Below are 16,015 nucleotides of genomic sequence, written 5' to 3'. Positions count from 1 at the left end.
TCGGCTAGAGCGGGCTTCAACCAATTCGGAGACCACATGGCCTACGCGCTCTATCAGATCATCGTCATCCTGCTCGATGTGCTGTGGTGGATCATCATCATCCAGGCCATCATGAGCTGGCTGATCGCCTTCAACGTTGTCAATCTGTCGAATAATGGCGTCCGCACCGTGATGGTCGCACTGGATCGGATGACAGCGCCCATCTATAACCCGATCCGGCGGGTGTTGCCTGACCTAGGCGCGCTCGACCTGTCGCCCATGGTCGTGCTGCTCGGCATATTGATCGTCCGCCAGGCCATATTGCCGCCGCTTTTTGGGCTGGTGTGACGGTCTGCGGCCGGGACGGAGCGGACCTGATCCTCTCTGTCCGGCTGACGCCGGGCGCGAGCCAGGATAATATCGGCGGCTGCTGGACGGATGAGAAGGGCGCGCAATGGCTCACCGCCCGCGTTCGCGCGGTGCCGGAGAAGGGCAGGGCCAATGCGGCGCTCATCCTTCTGCTCGCAGAACGGCTGAGCTGGCCACGCAGCGCGATTTTTCTGGAATCCGGCGACACCAACCGGCTAAAGCGGCTTCGGATAAAGGGAGGCGGTGAGGCGTTGGCATGGCCGCGCCTCTCCGCCATCATCAGGGAACAGGTTGAAGCAGCATGACCATCGGCAAGATCATCGACGGCAAGGCTTTCGCCGAAACGCTTCGGGGCAAGGTGGCCGATGGCGTCGCTGCCTATGAGGGGCGCACCGGCCGCAAGCCGGGGCTGGCGGTCGTGCTGGTCGGCGAAGACCCGGCAAGCGCCGTCTATGTCCGCAACAAGGGCAAGATGACCGTCGCCGTCGGCATGGAGAGCATGGAGTTCAAGCTGCCCGCCAGCATCGGGGAGGAGGAACTGCTTGATCTGGTGGAGGAACTGAACGCCGACGATCGGGTGGACGGCATTCTGGTCCAGCTGCCGCTGCCGCCGCACATCAACGAGGCGGCGGTGATCGGCACGATCGACCCGGCCAAGGACGTCGATGGCTTCCATGTCGTCAATTCCGGTCTGCTCGCGACCGGGCAGGACGCGCTGGTTCCCTGCACGCCGCTTGGCTGCATCATGCTGCTGAAGGATGAGCTGGGCGACCTGAGCGGCCTTGAAGCCGTGGTCGTGGGCCGCTCCAACATCGTCGGCAAGCCCATGGCGCAGCTGCTGCTGGCGGAAAATTGCACCGTCACGGTCGCGCACAGCCGGACCCGCGACATCGCCTCTGTCGTGCATCGCGCCGACATCGTGGTTGCTGCGGTGGGCCGGCCCGAGATGGTGAAGGGCGAGTGGATCAAGCCGGGTGCGACGGTGATCGATGTCGGCATCAACCGCGTCACCGACACAGAGGATGGCAAGAGCCGCATCGTCGGGGACGTTGCCACCGCCGAGGCACTGGCTCATGTCCGTGCGATCACGCCGGTTCCGGGCGGTGTCGGCCCGATGACGATTGCAGTGCTGCTGCGCAACACGCTGGTGGCCGCGCATGCCCGTTCGGGGCTGGAGAAGCCGGAGGGGCTGTGAAGGGCCGGGCGGCGCTCCTCGTTCTGACGGCGTTCGCCCTGATGGGTGCGCGGCCGCCGATGCGCTACCAGCCCGATCCGAGTTCCGTCTTCGCCGCCGAAATTGCCTTCAACCGCCTTGCGCAGGCAAAAGGGCAATGGACCGCCTTCCGCGAGACGGCGGCGGAAGAGGCGGTGATGTTCGTGCCGCAGCGGGTGCTGGCGAAACAATGGTTGAAGGGGCGCGCCGATCCGCCGGTCTCGGTCAGTTGGACACCCTCGACCATCTATGTTTCCTGCGATGGCAATCTGGCGGCGAGCACGGGCAATTGGACCCGCCCGGACGGCTCGGTCGGTTATTTCACGACCGTCTGGCAACGGGACAAGAAGGGCGCATGGAAGTGGGTCATGGACCATGGCGACAAGCTTGCGACGGCCCGGCCTGCGCCGGAGTTCCTGACAGGCAAGGTCGCCACCTGCAAGCGCCGCGCGGTGGGCGAAGGCGGAGCGCCGCCCGCTGGCGTCGGCAAGGCCGCCGTGCCGCGCGATGAAAGCCTGATCTGGGCCGCTGACGTGAAAACCGACGGCAGCCGCCATATAACCGTGCGGGCATGGAACGGCGCGGGCTATGATCTGGTGATCGACGACCAGGTCGCAGCCGGCGCATGACCGAACTGTTCATTTCCGCCTTCGTCACCCTTTTCGTGGTGATCGATCCGCCGGGCTGCGCGCCGATCTATGCCAGCCTCACCACCGGGGCGAGCCATGCGCAGCGGCGGGCGATGGCCATTCGGGCCGTGGGCATTGCAGCGGGAATCCTGCTGGTCTTCGCGCTGTGGGGTAAGCAGTTGCTGGGCTTGCTGGGTATCCAACTGGACAGCTTCCGGATTGCTGGCGGGATCATGCTGTTCATTATCGCCATGGACATGGTGTTCGAAAAGCGGACGCAAAGGCGCGAGGGTCGGGCGCAGAAGATCGCGGACACGCCAGAGGTGGAGGATGTGTCGGTCTTCCCGATGGCGATGCCGATGATCGCAGGGCCGGGATCGATCGCCACCGTCATGCTGCTCATGTCGCGGGCAGAGGGCATCACCGAGCGATTGGTGGTGATGGGCGCAGTGGTTGTGACGCTGCTGCTGATGCTGGGGGCGCTGCTAGCGGCCGGGCCGATCATGGCACGACTGGGTACCAAGATCGAGGCGGTGATCACGCGACTGTTGGGTGTGCTGCTTGCAGCTTTGGCGGCCCAGTTCGTGATCGACGGGTTGAAGGCCAGCTTTTGAATGGGGCGGCGCGTGGCAGCGCCGCCCCCCCCTAGATCAGGCGCGGACGTCTGCTTCGGTCACCGGAGCGATCTTGATTTCGACGCGGCGGTTGGACGCCTTGCCCTCCGCCGTCGCGTTGGAGGCGATGGGCTGCGTTTCGCCGAAGCCGCGCGTTGCGATACGGGCTGACTGCACGCCGTGCGTGGTGAGATAGTCGGCCACAGCCTGCGCGCGGCGTTCGGAAAGCGACTGGTTATAGGCGTCGGCGCCGTCGCTGTCGGTGTGGCCGTAAACGTCGATATAGGTCTTGGGATATTGCGCCAGCACTGAAGACACGTCGTTCAGGGTCGGCTGGAACTGGGTCTGCACCGCGGAACTGTCGGTGGCGAAGGTGATGCCCGAGGGCATGCGCAGCACCAGATTGTCGCCGTCGCGGATCACGTCCACGCCGCTGCCGGCCGTCTCCTCCCGCAGCTTGCGTTCCTGCGCATCCATATAGGCGCCGATCCCCGCGCCAGCCACCGCGCCGATGCCCGCACCCAATATCTTCTCGGTCCGGTCATGCCGGCCCCCGACCAGATCGCCGAGCAGATAGCCGCCCAAAGCGCCGCCGATACCGCCGATCGCGGCCTTGGAGATGCTGCGCTGTCCGGTCTGGGGATCGGTGGTGCAGGCGGTGGTTGCGAGCATGGCGGCAAGACCCGCGGCGCCAGCGATGCGATGAAGATTCCGCATGAATTTCAATTCCCTTTTCTTTTGCCGTCCGATCGGGACGAATGGCATTCCAATCGTCGAACGACATCATTTGTTCCACCCGCGAACTGAACCGGAAATGAGGGAGTGGTTGTGAAATTGTAAGGATTGCGGCTATAGGTGGCCGCTGACCGCCATGGCCACGATCCCCCCGCACGCTCCGACGCCCTTTCCATGGGTCGATCTCATCATCATCCTCGCGCTGGTGGCGCTGAACGGCGTCTTTGCGATGTCCGAGCTGGCGATTGTCTCCGCCCGCAAGCCGCGCCTTCAAGCGATGCAGAAGGCTGGCCGTCGCGGCGCCGGTACCGCACTGGAACTGGCGGCGAATCCGGGCAAGTTCCTTTCCACTGTGCAGATCGGCATCACGCTGATCGGCATCGTGGCGGGCGCCTATTCCGGGGCCAGCTTGGGCGGGCCGGTCGGGGAGCGGTTGCAGGCGCTGGGTTTGCAGCCGGGCACGGCAGAGAAAATGGGTTTTGCGCTCGTTATCGGGCTGACCACCTATGCCTCGCTGATTATCGGTGAGCTGGTCCCTAAGCAATTTGCCCTGCGCGCGCCTGAGCCGATTGCGGTGCTGGTCGCGACGCCGATGATCTGGCTGGCGAAGCTGACCGCGCCGATCGTGTGGGTGCTGGACGGCTCGAGCGCGCTGATCTTCCGCCTGCTGGGCTTGGTCCGCGAGTCAGAACAGCATGTCACGGCGGAGGAACTGCATCTCATCGTCGCCGAGGCGAGCCGCTCCGGGGTGATCGAGGAAAGCGAGCGCGCGATCATCTCCGGCGTCGTGCGGCTGGCCGATCGGCCGGTGCGGGAGATCATGACCCAGCGCATGGATGTCGACTGGATCGACATCGCCGCCGATGATGAGGTGATACGCGCCAAGCTGCTGGACACGCCGCATACCCGGCTGCCTGTGGGCCGGGGCACGGTCGAAGACATCATCGGCGTCGTGCAGGCACGCGACATCATGACGGCGCTGTTCCGGGGCGAGGCGCTCAACCTGGAGGCGCTGATGCGCCGGGTCGAGGTGGTGCCGGATCAGGTTGACGCGATGGACGCGCTGGAGGTGCTGCGGCGGTCCGACGTGCCGATGGTCATGGTGCATGACGAGTATGGACATTTTGAGGGGATAGCGACGCCCGCCGACCTGCTATCCGCCATCGCCGGTCATTTCGCGTCCGACCTGGATGATGCCAGCGACCCCGATCTGGTGGAGCGGGAGGATGGCAGCCTGCTGGTGTCCGGACAAATGCCCGTCGACCTGCTCGCCGAACGCATCGGCATCGATCTGCCCGAACATCGCGATTATGCGACTGTCGCCGGCCACGCCCTTTGGCTGCTGAAGCGTTTGCCCGAGGTCGGCGACTTCGTGGACGATCAGGGCTGGCGTTTCGAGGTGGTCGATATGGACGGGCGCAAGATCGACAAGCTGCTGGTCGCGGAACGATAGGCGGCTGGGAGCCGACAAAAGAGGTCGGTTGGCAGCAGACATTTTGAAGGCTGGGCGGTTGCCGTAACTGCGATTGTCATGGGCGATTTGATTCGATAGTTCGGAAAATATCGAAATATCGAATCAGGAGTTCGCTGCCGATGGCGCAGTGTGAAATGGCGCCGGTGGCTGACGTAGTCGAATCATTATCGGCGCTTGCGCATGTCCATAGGCTGGCGGTGTTCCAGCTACTTGTTCGAGCAGGCGCGGAAGGTATGGCAGCCGGCGAGATTGCCCGTGATGTCGGGGTGCTGCCGAACACGCTTTCGACCCATCTCACCATTTTGGCGCATGCAGGCTTGATCCGCTCTCGCAGGGAAGGGCGATCCATCATTTACTCTGCCGACTACGAAGCGATGCGTGATCTTCTCGGTTTCCTTGTTTCCGACTGCTGCGGGGGACAGCCGGAAATATGCGCCCCGCTCGTCGGTATTGCGGACGTCGCTGACCGCTGTTCACCCCAATGATGCTCGGCCGGAAAATCGCCGCTGAGATGTTGGGCATGGCCATGTTGCTCATGATCGTCGTTGGTTCGGGCATCATGGGTCAGCGCCTTGCGGCCGGAAATGATGCGATTGCATTGTTGGCCAATACGATCGCGACGGGTGCCGGACTGATCGTTCTGATCCACATGTTCGCGCCCCTATCGGGTGCTCACTTCAACCCCGCGGTGACACTTATTTTCCTGCTCCGCCGAGAAACCCCGCCTGCGATCGCGATATTTTATGTAGCGGCTCAGCTGGGGGGAGCTGTGATGGGGGTATGGGCTGCGCACGCGATGTTCGGTGAGCAGATATGGCAAATCTCCATCAAACTGCGCGACGGCGGGGGGCAAGGCTTTTCCGAAGCTATCGCTACTTTCGGCTTGATCGGCACGATCTTGACCACGCAGCGGTCGCGGCCCGAATTCACGCCCACGGCGGTCGGGCTTTACATAAGCGCGGCCTATTGGTTCACGGCATCGACGTCATTCGCCAATCCCGCCGTCACCGTTGCTCGCAGTCTTACCCGCAGCTTCGCCGGCATCGCACCATCGTCGGTCCCGCTGTTCATCGTCAGCCAGATCGCGGGCGCCTTTTGTGCGCTGCTGCTGTTCGGCTGGCTCATCAAGGAGGAGCCATCTCATGTCTGATGTTTTCCCGATCACGATCTATCACAATCCAGATTGCGGAACGTCACGCAACGCGCTGGCTATGATCGAGGCGGCGGGATATGTCCCCAATGTCATAGATTATCGCGATGTCGGCTGGACCCGACCCCTGCTGGAGCGCTTGCTGTCCGACATGGGCGCAGCACCGCGCGACGTCCTGCGGGAGAAGGGGACAGCTGCCGCCGAGCTCGGCTTGTTGGACGAAGCAGTGCCTGAAGATGAAATCCTTGCGGCGATGGTTGAACACCCCATCCTTGTAAACCGGCCGATCGTGGTCACCCCCAAAGGCACGAAGCTGTGCCGTCCGTCCGAGATGGCCTTGACGCTGCTGGAGCGTCTGCCCGATCATTTCACGAAGGAGGATGGCGAAGTCATGCGACCGTGACGCAGCGGCGTGGTCAGAGGGTCAGAGTCGCCACCGGCGAGATGGAAGCTGAGCTTCGCCGCGCTCCTTGTACCAGCGAACGCGGCAGATGGAGTTCGGCAAAGCCATCCCTCGAGGTCAAGCCTGACCTCAGAGTCGGAGATGGCTCCCCGCCTCCCCGCCTCTCCGGATCGATCCGAGGCGGGGCGATCGGAAATCAGTGGGCAGCAGCGGGGCCGCTCGCCGGAGCGGCATTCGCCGGGGCCTTGCTTTCGACGCTTTCGGCGGCGTTGGTGGCATTGCCGGCGGCCTCGGCCGGCGTGGCGCTGGCGTCGGCAGGAGCGGCATCCGCTGCAGGGAGGGGGAGGTTCGAACCCTGCGCGTTCAGATAGGCGATCAGGTTCGCGCGGTCGGCGGGGTTGCCGAGGCCAGCGAAGGTCATCTTGGTGCCCGGCGCGAATTCGCGCGGCGAGGTCAACCAGTGGTCCAGCGCCTCGAAGGTCCAGCTGCCGCCCTTCTTCTTGAGCGCGTCGGAGAAGGCGAAGCCACCCTTGCCCTGCGCGACGGCTTCACCGACCGTCCCGTAGAGATTGGGGCCGATGCCGTTGGCGCCGCCCTGGTTGACCGTGTGGCAGGCAGCGCACTTGGCGAAGACCTTTTCGCCCGCCGCGACGTCGGCGCTGGCGAGCAGGGTATTGAGGCCGGGGCCGCTGGCAGCGCCGCCGGCGCCTTCAGCTTCCACGCCCTCGATCGCATAGCCCATCTTCTCGGGCCGCTCTTCGTGGAAATATTTGGAACTGACGATCGCGCCGCCCAGCGCGACGATACCAGCGAACAACGCCCAACCGGCGGCGGTGTTGAAACGATCGCTCATTTCGCTTGAATTCCCCAATATTTCTGTTCTGGCCGCTTGGCGCGCGTCCCCTCTAGCGCGCTGCCATAATGACGCAAGGGGGAACGCGCAAGCATGGTTGAAAGACGTTGCGCACGGTTCTTGCCGCACAGGCGCGCACGGATGCTTGCGCGCGCGTGGCGGAATGCCTAAGCGCGCTCCTCATCCATGGAAAATTATCCCGCACCCGCCCGCGTCCTTGTCGCGCAGATGGCTGAGCAGGCCGCAGCCGACCCGGCCCGCGCCGTCGCTTTCCAAGGCGCGCCCGGCGCCAATTCGCATCTGGCCGCGCTCGGCTACGCGCCCGATTGCGCGCCCTTGCCCTGCTTTGCATTCGAGGACGCGATCGATGCGGTCCGCAATGGCGATGCCGCGCGCGCGATCATTCCGATCGAGAACAGCCTGCACGGCCGGGTCGCCGACATGCACTTCCTGCTGCCCGAATCCGGGCTGCACATCGTCGACGAATATTTTCTGCGCATCCGCCATTGCCTGATGGCGCCCGACGCAAGCCCGGTGAAAAGCGCCGTCAGCCATCCGCAGGCGCTGGGCCAGTGCCGGCATTATCTGCGCGCGCGCGGCATTCAGCCCGTGGTCTATGCGGACACGGCGGGCGCCGCGGCGCTGGTTGCCGAGACGCGGACGGCTGGCGAGGGGGCCGTGGCGCCAGCGCTGGCGGCGGAGCTTTATGGCCTGCAACTCGTCGCCGAGAATATCGAGGACAGCGACGACAATATGACGCGCTTCCTCGTGCTCGCGCGCGAGCCCAAGCTGCCCGCCGCCGATGCGGGGCCGGTCATGACCACCTTCCTGTTCGAGGTGAAGAATATTCCCGCATCGCTCTATAAGGCGATGGGCGGCTTTGCGACCAATGGCGTCAACATGACCAAGCTGGAAAGCTATCAGCGCCGCGCAAGCTTCGCCGCCACGGAATTCTACTGCGATATCGAGGGCATGCCCGGAGATGCGGCGGTCGATCGGGCGCTGGCGGAGCTGGAGTTCCACAGCAAATGGGTGCGGATGCTGGGAAGCTATCGACAGGGCAGGCCAAGGACGGGGTGACCTGAAGCGGCGGCTTGCCTATAGTCGATGACGATGATCGTAGCCGTCCTCCTTTCCGCCCTTGCCATGAGCGTGATTGTGGGGGTGCGCTATCTGCTCACCAGCGGCGGCTTCGCTCTGGCGACGCAGGTTCGGCAGCCGGGACTCTATAGCGGCCTTGCTCAACAGATCCGGCGCGAGATCGGCTGGTCGCTGGCTTCGGCGCTCATCTACGGCGTGCCGGCTGGCGTGATCGCGTGGGGCTGGCAGGAGCGGGGGTGGACCCGCATCTACACCGATCCCGGGGCCTTCCCGCTCTGGTATCTGCCGCTTTCGGTGCTGCTCTACCTGCTGCTCCACGACAGCTGGTTTTACTGGACGCACCGCTGGATGCACCGGCCGCGCCTGTTCCGCATCGCCCACGCGGTGCATCATGCGAGCCGCCCGCCGACGGCGTGGGCGGCAATGAGCTTCCATCCATGGGAAGCATTAAGCGGCGCGGTAGTGATCCCGGCGCTGACCTTCCTCATCCCGATCCATGTCGGCGCGCTCGCTGCGGTGCTGACGATCATGACGATCATGGGCGTCACCAACCATATGGGCTGGGAGCTGTTTCCGCGCGGGCTGGTGCATGGGCCGCTCGGGCGCTGGTTGATCACGGCCAGCCATCATCAGCGCCACCATGAGCAATATGCCTGCAACTACGGGCTTTATTTCCGCTTCTGGGACCGGCTGTGCGGCACGGACCGGGGACTGGGCAGTTTTGGAAAGGGAAGCGTGTGAACCGCTGCTGCTTAGCTGTGCCGGCATTGCTGGCCGTCATGGGGGCCGCTCCGGACAGCCAGACCCAGCCGCTCAGCATCGAAGTGCAGGGGCTGCGGTCGATGAAGGGAAATATATTGGTGTGCGTGACGCGCGACGCCGCCCATTTTCCTGACTGCCGCGATGATCCCGAACGGCGGCACTTCACGGTTCCGGCGGGCAAAGCGCCCATGTCCCTCGGCCTGCTTGCGCCGGGCAACTATGCCATCGCCATCATCCACGATGAAAATGGCAATGGCAGGCTGGACACCTTTGCCGGTATTCCGCGCGAGGGCGTGGGTTTTTCACATAATCCCGCGATCCGCTTTGGCGCGCCAAGCTTCAGGTCAGCCGAGTTTCCGGTGGCGGGCAGCGCGGTGCGGCAGAATATTAAAATCAAATATTTCCTCTGAGTTCGCACGGCGGGAACTACTAAGTCACTCAATACATTTCACCCCCGTTCCAGATTGGATGAACAGGGGATTTATGAACAGCCGCCATCTTCTTGCCCTCGGGCTCGCTTTTTCGGTTGCGAGCTTCGCTTCCGCGGCGCTGGCGCAGGCCACTGACCGAAACAGCTTGACCGTCGGGGTCGGGGCGGCAGCGGTGCCAAGTTACGAGGGATCTGACGATTACCGCATCCTGCCGATCCCGCAGCTGCGTGGCCGGGTGGACGGCTTTGCCTTCTGGACACGCGGGCCGGGCATCTATCTCGATCTGGTGCGCGATGGCGAGAATAATGGGCTCGATTTTGAATTGGGGCCAGTTGTGACGGCGCGGTTCGATCGGTCCAGCCGCAAGAATATCAAGGACGACGCTGTGCGCCTCCTCGGCAAGCGCGATGTCGCGGTCGAGGTCGGGGGCTTCGTCGGCATCGGGAAGACCGGCGTCATTACCAGCGCCTATGACAATCTGTCGGCGCGCGTCGCCGTGACCAAGGACGTCGCCGGTGCCCATGGCAGCTACATCATCACACCTGCCATCGAATATGCGACGCCCCTCTCGCAGACGAGTTTCGTGGGTGTGGGCGTGTCGGCGGACTATGTCGGCAAGAAATATGGCCGTTATTATTATGACATCGACGCGGGCGGCTCAGCGGCTTCGGGGCTGCCGGTCTATGGTGATGCGGGCAATGGCTCGGGCTTCAAGAAGGTGAATGCCAACATCGCCGGGGGCATCTCGCTGTCGGGCGACATCCGCCGCGGCTGGGCGATCTTCGCGATGGGCGGCTATTCGCGCATTCTGGGCGACTATGCCCGCTCGCCGATCGTGTCCATCGCCGGGTCGAAGAACCAGTGGATCGGCGCTGTGGGCGTGGGCTACACCTTCTGACGGCTGCTTCTTGTTCCAAAAGGGTGACGCCCCACATAAGGCGCTGTATGGAGCGGCCTTGACCGCATTGGACAGCAGGAGACAGGAAGCGTGGCGACCCTTGGGATGAGCGAGGCCGACAAGACGGCGGTGGAGGAATTTCGCCGCGACGTGGTGGACCCTTCGCGTACCAGTCTGGTGATCGTCGATTTCTGGGCGGAATGGTGCGGGCCGTGCAAGCAGCTGACGCCGATCATTGAGAAGGTCTGCGCCGATTATGCGGCGAAGGGCGTCAAGCTGGTCAAGATCAACGTCGATGAGAACCGCTTCATTGCCGCGCAATTTCGGGTGCAGTCGATCCCGACGGTCTATGCGGTGTTTCAGGGACAGCCCGTGGCCGACCTCAGCCAGGCGCGAACCGAGGGGCAGCTGAAACAGTTTCTGGATCAACTGCTGGCCCAGCTTCCGATCGAATCGGATGAGAAGGCGCAGCTTCAGGAAATCGCCCCGCTGATCGCCATGGGCGAGGAACTGCTGGCTGGCGGCGAGGCGGAGCGGGCGCTGTCCGTGTTCCAGCAGGTGGCCGACATGGTGCCTGACAACGCCGAAGTCGCGGCGGGTCAGGGCGGGTCAGGCGCGGGCGCTGGTCGCGCTGGGAGCGCTGGATGAGGCGGAAGCGGTGCTTGCCGCGTTGCCCGCCGAGGCCGCGAAGGATCAGGCGGTCGAGCGCGCCCGCGCAGCCATTGCGCTTGCTCGCGATGCGAAGCCGGTTGCGGACCTGTCGGCTGTCGAAGCGAGGGTCGCCGCCGATCCTGACGATCATGAGGCGCGTTTCGAGCTTGCCAACGGCCTGATGGCGAATGGCGATCGGGATGGTGCGGCGGAGCAGCTGCTTGAAAGCGTGCGCCGCGACCGCGCGTGGAATGACGGCGCGGCCAAGACGCAGCTGCTCAAGCTGTTCGAGGCGACGGGACTTGAAGATCCCTGGGTGGCGGCGCAGCGGCGCAAATTGTCGCAGATCCTCTTTTCCTGATCCCCGCGATGAACCGGGCGCGCATCTCCATCTTCCCCTTGTCCGGCGCTCTGCTGCTGCCGGGCATGGAGCTGCCGCTGCACATTTTCGAGCCGCGCTACCGGGCGCTGATCCACGACGCGATGGCGCGGGATCGGCGCATCGGGATGATCCAGCCACGGGCGGAGGGCGCCAAGCCGCCGCTGTTCGACGTCGGCTGCCTGGGGCATATCTTCCATATCGAGGCGCTGGACGATGGCCGCTTCAACATAGTGCTCAAGGGACTGGCGCGGTTCCGGCTGGTGAAGGAACTCGACGTCGCCACCCCCTTCCGCCAGATCGAAGCGGAGGTGGAGCAGGCGCCGGATGCGGACGAAGTGCTCGCATCCGTGGAACGCGCAGCGCTGGAGCAGGAGGCCCGCCGCTTTGCCGAAGCGCTCGGCTATGTGGTGGACTGGACGGGCGTGTCGCGGCTCGACGACGCTTCGCTGGTCAACGGCATCGCGCAGATCGCGCCCTTCGACCCTGCCGCCAAGCAGATCTTGCTCGAGGCGGAGAGCCTCAGCGACCGGTCGGAGAAGATCATCCAGCTGATGCAGATCGTCGGCCGGGTGGAGCGCGACGGTGGGGCGACCATGCAATGAGCGGTGGGCAATGACCAGCAGGATCGACCCTGTGCTGCTCGCCAAGCTGGTCTGCCCGGTGACGCGGACGCCGCTGCGTTGGGACGATCAGCGGGGCGAACTGGTGTCCGAGGCGGCGGGACTGGCTTTTCCCGTGCGGGACGGGGTGCCGGTGATGGTGGTGCGTGAGGCGCGGGTGATCTCGTCGGAGTAACGAAGGACTGGCTGATTTTCCTGTCGAGCTTACCAATCCTGTAACCCCGGACCTGATCCGGGGTCCCGCATGATCTTTCGATGCCACTGCGCTGCCAACGATCATGAACAAAGGCCGGCCCAGGACTGGACCGGCCTTTTCTTCATGATGCTGGGTCAGAACCTGAAATCAAGCCGCGCGTAATAATAGCCGCCGGACGTGCTGTAGGGGCCATGCCCATAGTAGCTGTTATAGGCGCCCGCGCCATTCTGATAGGGTGAGACGCCGACCGGCACAGTGACGCCCTGCAGCAGGTCGGGCACCTCCGGCCGCTTGTTGAACAGGTTGTTCGCGCCCACCGCGAAGCTCACATGATCGGTGAAGTCGTAGCTCGCCTCCAGGTCGGTAAGCGCGGTCGCCTTGACCACGCCGTTGAAATAGAGCTGATTCGCGCCGCCGGCGCCGTCAGCGATCAGGAAGCCGCCTTCGGGGATGACGATCGAACCTGCCGAGCTGGACGTAAAGGCCGGGCGGACGAGGACGCTGGTCTTGCCGTAAAAGGTTTCGCGCAGGTTGAGCGTGAATTTGCCCGACTTGAACAGCGCGTTCGCCACGATCTTATAGTCGGGATTCGACCGCTCGATATTGCTTTCCGATGCGGCGTTGAAGATCGGATACCCGACCTTGTTGTCGGTAATCTTCGTCTTGTTGTAATTTGCGGTCACCGAAAGATTGAGCGATCCGAAGTCCAGTGCCACCGGGTAGCTTGCGGAAAAGTCTATGCCCCAGGTGCGGGTGTCTATGCCATTGGTGAAGCTGGACACGCCGATCGTGCCGTTGGTGTAGAGCGCGTTGTCGAGCACGATGCCCGCGGCGCTCAGCGCGTCCAATATGGCGCTGGCGCCCGGCTGCACCACGCCGTTCAGCACCGCGTTGCGCGCGGCCGTGCCGGTGATGCGGTCCTTGATCTTGATAAGATAGCCATCGACCGTGATCGCCAGCTTCGGCACGGGCCGCAGCACGATGCCGGCGGAGAAATTCTTCGACTTTTCAGGTTTGAGGGAGCCGAAGCCGAGCAGCGCCGCGGCAGGCGTGCCGGCGGGCAGTTGCGCCACGGCGCTGGTCGGGCCGACATTGATGGTCGAATATTTCTGCTCCGCCAGCGTTGGTGCGCGGAAACCGGTGCTGGCCGTGCCGCGGATCGCAAAGGCGGGCGAGAAGTCGTAACGGGTCGTCGCCTTCCAGATCGCAGTGTCGCCAAAGTCGGTATAATCTTCGTACCGCCCGGCAAGATCGACGCTCCACCCATCGACCGGCTCGGCGATCAGGTTGAGATAAACGGCCTTCGAACTGCGCTGGAAATCACCGGCGTCGGTCGCCTTGTAGCCGGGGAAGGACTGGACGCCGGTCTTGTAGGTCGAGATCGGATCCCCCTGGAGGATCTCATATTCGTCCCTGCGATACTCGCCGCCGAACGCCAGCGTCAGCGGGTTCGCCATGCCGGCTTCGAATTCCTTGCGGATGTCGGCGGTGATGGTGGTTTGGGCCAGCTTGAAGCCGCCATCATAGGCGCTGCTGGGCGTATTGGCCGTTGCGACGCCGCCGGCTGCGAAGCTTTCCTGCCATAGTTCACGGTGCGCCGACTGTTCGGTATAGATGCTGTCCTTCTGCGCGCCATAGGTGCCGCTGATGTCGAAGTTCCAGCCGCCGCCGAACTCGCCCTTGGCGCCGACGGTGACGCTATATTCATCCTCCACCACATGCTGGAGCGGCACCATGCCCCAGACGCCCGTGTCGCTGTAGCAGATGTTGGGATTATAGGCGGCCGCCGTCACGCTGCCGCCGAGGTTGCCCGGTTCGTAGCAGATGCGCTTGGGGTGGCGATAACCCTGCTTCGCCCAGCCCTCGCGCCGGGCATAGTCGCCGAAACTGTAGAGTTCGACCCCGCCGAAATCATAGCCCATATTGTAAAAGCCGAGCGTCAGCTTGGTGCGGGGCTGGCCGCCGTTGATGCCGGAAAGCGCGTCGCCGGCCAGATTGGCCCATTGGACGGGCGTGTTGGATTGCAGCGTGCCGTCTGCGCGGGTGACCTGCACCTGTCCGGTGCCGACCGTCGTGTAATCCTGCCGCCGGTGGAACAGGGTCAGGTTGAAGAAGCCGTCTTCGCCCAGCTTGAAACCCATATTGCCGGAGGCCGAGAAAAGTTCGCCCTCGCTGTCATAATATTGGCCGCCGGTTACCTTGAAGCTGCCGCCTTCATCCTGATCCTTGAGAATGAAGTTGATGACGCCGGCGATCGCGTCCGTGCCATAGACGGCGGCCGCGCCTTCCTGCAGCACTTCGACGCGCGACACGGAGTCGGGCGGAATGAGGTCGATGCTGGGCGCGGCGGAACCCTGGAACGCGCCGGAGATCACCTGAAGGATACCATTGCCGTGACGGCGCTTGCCGTTGACGAGGATCAGCGTGTGATTGGGGCTGAGCCCGCGAAGCCGCGCCGACAGTGAGAAGCTGGACAGGTCCGTGCCCTGCGTCTGCGCGGTGAAGCTGGGGACGATCTGAGTCAGGACCTGGTTGAGGTTGGGCTGGCCCACATGGCTGATTGCCTCTTCGCTCAGCACCTGCACGGGCGCGGCGGCTTCGGCGGCCTGCATGCCCACGGCGCGGGTGCCGGTGACGATGATGGCGGTGCCGTCATCGGCCTGCGGCTCCTGCGCTTCCTGCGCGGCGGCGCAGGCCGACCAGGATGAAGCCAAAATCAGTGAAAGACGTAGAGCGGATAATCTCGTCATCTGTGCCCCCTGCTTTGTTTATCATGCACCGGGAGAGACGAAGGGGTGACGCCGAGCCGCTATTGCGCCGCACAATGGCGTGATTGAGAAACGTGCAAGTGCCGGGCGCAGTTTGCAAGCGCAAGGGATGGCGGGTTTCTGGGTGGGGTTCGTACCAGCCACTCCGCACTTACAAAGCGGCAAGCAGGAAGAGGGCTGACTCAGGACTTCAGCGCAGCCTCGATCAGCGCCCGGGCCTCCTCGCTGTTCCAGTTCATCGCGCCGATCACGCGCGCCATTTCCTTGCCCTGCGCGTCATAGATGACGGTCGTGGGCAGCATGCCGGTGCCATAATGAAAGCCGAACTGGTTTTCCGGGTCGATCCAGCCCTTGAGGTGGGGAAGGGGATGCTTCTCGAAAAAGGGTTTGATCACCTGCTCGCCCTGGCTGTCCTGCGAGATGGTGAGGACGGCAAGACCCTTCTTGCCATAGTCCGCCGCCACCTTGTCCAGCGTCGGCATCTCCGCGACGCAGGGCGCGCACCACGTCGCCCACAGGTTGACGAGCATCGGCTTGCCGGCGAAATCGGCAAGGGTCGTGTCACTGCCGTCGGGGGTCTGGAAGGTGAAGCTCGGCGCGGGGGTGCCCGCCTTCGACTTGTCGAGCGTGTAGCTGAAGCTGCCCGCGCCACTCTGCGCCGGCCCGGTCGCTTCGCTGCTCGCCGCGGGGGCCTCCTCGCTGGCGTTCGGACCTTGCCCCGCGCCCTGTGATTGCTTATCGCACGCGCCTAAGCCACCCAGCAGGAGCAGTGTCATTACGCAGGGCA

At 64.0% G+C, this 16,015-nt stretch carries 19 protein-coding genes and 1 pseudogene; 16 read left to right on the top strand and 4 right to left on the bottom strand.

Annotated elements, in window-relative coordinates:
* The first annotated feature begins 36 nt into the window (after positions 1–36).
* Genes L858_RS0104440 through L858_RS0104420 form a run of 5 tightly spaced genes read left to right on the top strand, consistent with a single transcriptional unit; the run spans position 37 to position 2,804 of the window.
* Positions 37–327 carry a YggT family protein gene (locus tag L858_RS0104440; protein WP_022681944.1) on the top strand — a complete coding sequence of 97 codons (291 nt, stop codon included), beginning with the start codon at positions 37–39 and terminating at the stop codon, positions 325–327.
* Positions 324–653 (top strand): DUF167 family protein, encoded by a 330-nt coding sequence (locus L858_RS0104435; RefSeq protein ID WP_022681943.1) that lies wholly within the window; start codon positions 324–326, stop codon positions 651–653. Before L858_RS0104440 ends, L858_RS0104435 begins: the two co-directional genes overlap by 4 nt.
* A complete protein-coding gene (gene folD, locus L858_RS0104430; RefSeq protein ID WP_022681942.1) occupies positions 650–1,543 on the top strand; it encodes a bifunctional methylenetetrahydrofolate dehydrogenase/methenyltetrahydrofolate cyclohydrolase FolD in 894 nt (297 codons plus the stop codon). Before L858_RS0104435 ends, folD begins: the two co-directional genes overlap by 4 nt.
* Entirely contained in the window at positions 1,540–2,190 is a 651-nt protein-coding gene (locus L858_RS0104425; RefSeq protein ID WP_022681941.1) for a YybH family protein, read from the top strand. The genes folD and L858_RS0104425 overlap by 4 nt, the downstream gene beginning before the upstream one ends.
* Positions 2,187–2,804 (top strand): MarC family protein, encoded by a 618-nt coding sequence (locus L858_RS0104420; protein ID WP_022681940.1) that lies wholly within the window; start codon positions 2,187–2,189, stop codon positions 2,802–2,804. Before L858_RS0104425 ends, L858_RS0104420 begins: the two co-directional genes overlap by 4 nt.
* Before the next feature lie 36 nt (positions 2,805–2,840).
* Here the strand turns inward: L858_RS0104420 and L858_RS0104415 are convergent, their stop codons facing one another.
* The gene (locus L858_RS0104415; RefSeq protein WP_028055810.1) at positions 2,841–3,521 is read right to left on the bottom strand and encodes a YiaD family glycine zipper/OmpA-like lipoprotein; all 681 of its coding nucleotides are present in this window, start codon (positions 3,519–3,521) and stop codon (positions 2,841–2,843) included.
* A gap of 154 nt (positions 3,522–3,675) precedes the next feature.
* On the opposite strand from L858_RS0104415, the gene L858_RS0104410 reads away from it, so the two are divergent.
* From L858_RS0104410 to arsC, 4 genes are all read left to right on the top strand, one after another.
* On the top strand, positions 3,676–4,992 hold the full coding sequence (locus L858_RS0104410; RefSeq protein ID WP_022681938.1) for a hemolysin family protein: 1,317 nt from the start codon (positions 3,676–3,678) through the stop codon (positions 4,990–4,992).
* A 140-nt stretch (positions 4,993–5,132) separates the two neighbouring features.
* Positions 5,133–5,498 (top strand): ArsR/SmtB family transcription factor, encoded by a 366-nt coding sequence (locus tag L858_RS0104405; RefSeq protein WP_022681937.1) that lies wholly within the window; start codon positions 5,133–5,135, stop codon positions 5,496–5,498.
* Positions 5,495–6,163 (top strand): aquaporin, encoded by a 669-nt coding sequence (locus tag L858_RS0104400; protein WP_022681936.1) that lies wholly within the window; start codon positions 5,495–5,497, stop codon positions 6,161–6,163. The genes L858_RS0104405 and L858_RS0104400 overlap by 4 nt, the downstream gene beginning before the upstream one ends.
* The gene (gene arsC, locus L858_RS0104395; RefSeq protein WP_022681935.1) at positions 6,156–6,566 is read left to right on the top strand and encodes an arsenate reductase (glutaredoxin); all 411 of its coding nucleotides are present in this window, start codon (positions 6,156–6,158) and stop codon (positions 6,564–6,566) included. Before L858_RS0104400 ends, arsC begins: the two co-directional genes overlap by 8 nt.
* A 196-nt stretch (positions 6,567–6,762) precedes the next feature.
* Here the strand turns inward: arsC and L858_RS0104390 are convergent, their stop codons facing one another.
* Positions 6,763–7,419 carry a c-type cytochrome gene (locus L858_RS0104390; RefSeq protein WP_022681934.1) on the bottom strand — a complete coding sequence of 219 codons (657 nt, stop codon included), beginning with the start codon at positions 7,417–7,419 and terminating at the stop codon, positions 6,763–6,765.
* Positions 7,420–7,605: 186 nt separating this feature from the next.
* Here L858_RS0104390 and L858_RS0104385 point away from each other — a divergent pair, with 186 nt between their 5' ends.
* The 7 genes and pseudogenes from L858_RS0104385 to L858_RS0104355 all read left to right on the top strand — a co-directional run bounded on the left by L858_RS0104385 (position 7,606) and on the right by L858_RS0104355 (position 12,439).
* Entirely contained in the window at positions 7,606–8,499 is an 894-nt protein-coding gene (locus L858_RS0104385) for a prephenate dehydratase (RefSeq protein WP_028055807.1), read from the top strand.
* 33 nt (positions 8,500–8,532) lie between these two features.
* Entirely contained in the window at positions 8,533–9,261 is a 729-nt protein-coding gene (locus L858_RS0104380) for a sterol desaturase family protein (RefSeq protein WP_028055806.1), read from the top strand.
* Between the two features lie 38 nt (positions 9,262–9,299).
* On the top strand, positions 9,300–9,692 hold the full coding sequence (locus tag L858_RS0104375; RefSeq protein WP_051132603.1) for a DUF2141 domain-containing protein: 393 nt from the start codon (positions 9,300–9,302) through the stop codon (positions 9,690–9,692).
* 73 nt (positions 9,693–9,765) lie between these two features.
* Complete coding sequence (locus L858_RS0104370; protein ID WP_022681929.1) at positions 9,766–10,611, top strand: MipA/OmpV family protein; 846 nt, start codon at positions 9,766–9,768, stop codon at positions 10,609–10,611.
* Between the two features lie 90 nt (positions 10,612–10,701).
* Positions 10,702–11,623: pseudogene (locus L858_RS19660) on the top strand (tetratricopeptide repeat protein).
* An 8-nt stretch (positions 11,624–11,631) separates the two neighbouring features.
* Entirely contained in the window at positions 11,632–12,246 is a 615-nt protein-coding gene (locus L858_RS0104360) for an LON peptidase substrate-binding domain-containing protein (protein WP_022681928.1), read from the top strand.
* 10 nt (positions 12,247–12,256) lie between these two features.
* Entirely contained in the window at positions 12,257–12,439 is a 183-nt protein-coding gene (locus L858_RS0104355) for a Trm112 family protein (RefSeq protein ID WP_022681927.1), read from the top strand.
* Between the two features lie 155 nt (positions 12,440–12,594).
* On the opposite strand, the gene L858_RS0104350 is transcribed toward L858_RS0104355, so the two are convergent.
* Positions 12,595–15,210: a TonB-dependent receptor plug domain-containing protein gene (locus L858_RS0104350; RefSeq protein WP_028055805.1), complete on the bottom strand. Its 2,616-nt coding sequence runs from the start codon at positions 15,208–15,210 to the stop codon at positions 12,595–12,597.
* Between the two features lie 200 nt (positions 15,211–15,410).
* A complete protein-coding gene (locus L858_RS0104345; protein WP_022681925.1) occupies positions 15,411–16,004 on the bottom strand; it encodes a TlpA family protein disulfide reductase in 594 nt (197 codons plus the stop codon).
* Positions 16,005–16,015: the final 11 nt, after the last annotated feature.

This window comes from Sphingobium bisphenolivorans (genome assembly GCF_000412635.1).
Classification (GTDB): Bacteria; Pseudomonadota; Alphaproteobacteria; order Sphingomonadales; family Sphingomonadaceae; genus Sphingobium; species Sphingobium bisphenolivorans.
The sequence above is the reverse complement of the archived record's forward strand: the minus strand, read 5'-3'. Positions and strand labels throughout refer to the sequence as shown.

Coding starts and splice junctions, on each gene's coding strand:
- arsC (WP_022681935.1), top strand. CDS start 6,156: ATGTCTGATGTTTTCCCGATCACGATCTATCACAATCCAGATTGCGGA.
- L858_RS0104355 (WP_022681927.1), top strand. CDS start 12,257: ATGACCAGCAGGATCGACCCTGTGCTGCTCGCCAAGCTGGTCTGCCCG.
- L858_RS0104375 (WP_051132603.1), top strand. CDS start 9,300: ATGGGGGCCGCTCCGGACAGCCAGACCCAGCCGCTCAGCATCGAAGTG.
- L858_RS0104410 (WP_022681938.1), top strand. CDS start 3,676: ATGGCCACGATCCCCCCGCACGCTCCGACGCCCTTTCCATGGGTCGAT.
- L858_RS0104380 (WP_028055806.1), top strand. CDS start 8,533: ATGATCGTAGCCGTCCTCCTTTCCGCCCTTGCCATGAGCGTGATTGTG.
- L858_RS0104370 (WP_022681929.1), top strand. CDS start 9,766: ATGAACAGCCGCCATCTTCTTGCCCTCGGGCTCGCTTTTTCGGTTGCG.
- L858_RS0104400 (WP_022681936.1), top strand. CDS start 5,495: ATGATGCTCGGCCGGAAAATCGCCGCTGAGATGTTGGGCATGGCCATG.
- L858_RS0104345 (WP_022681925.1), bottom strand. CDS start 16,004: ATGACACTGCTCCTGCTGGGTGGCTTAGGCGCGTGCGATAAGCAATCA.
- L858_RS0104350 (WP_028055805.1), bottom strand. CDS start 15,210: ATGACGAGATTATCCGCTCTACGTCTTTCACTGATTTTGGCTTCATCC.
- L858_RS0104440 (WP_022681944.1), top strand. CDS start 37: ATGGCCTACGCGCTCTATCAGATCATCGTCATCCTGCTCGATGTGCTG.
- L858_RS0104405 (WP_022681937.1), top strand. CDS start 5,133: ATGGCGCAGTGTGAAATGGCGCCGGTGGCTGACGTAGTCGAATCATTA.
- L858_RS0104385 (WP_028055807.1), top strand. CDS start 7,606: ATGGAAAATTATCCCGCACCCGCCCGCGTCCTTGTCGCGCAGATGGCT.
- L858_RS0104415 (WP_028055810.1), bottom strand. CDS start 3,521: ATGCGGAATCTTCATCGCATCGCTGGCGCCGCGGGTCTTGCCGCCATG.
- folD (WP_022681942.1), top strand. CDS start 650: ATGACCATCGGCAAGATCATCGACGGCAAGGCTTTCGCCGAAACGCTT.
- L858_RS0104420 (WP_022681940.1), top strand. CDS start 2,187: ATGACCGAACTGTTCATTTCCGCCTTCGTCACCCTTTTCGTGGTGATC.
- L858_RS0104360 (WP_022681928.1), top strand. CDS start 11,632: ATGAACCGGGCGCGCATCTCCATCTTCCCCTTGTCCGGCGCTCTGCTG.
- L858_RS0104390 (WP_022681934.1), bottom strand. CDS start 7,419: ATGAGCGATCGTTTCAACACCGCCGCCGGTTGGGCGTTGTTCGCTGGT.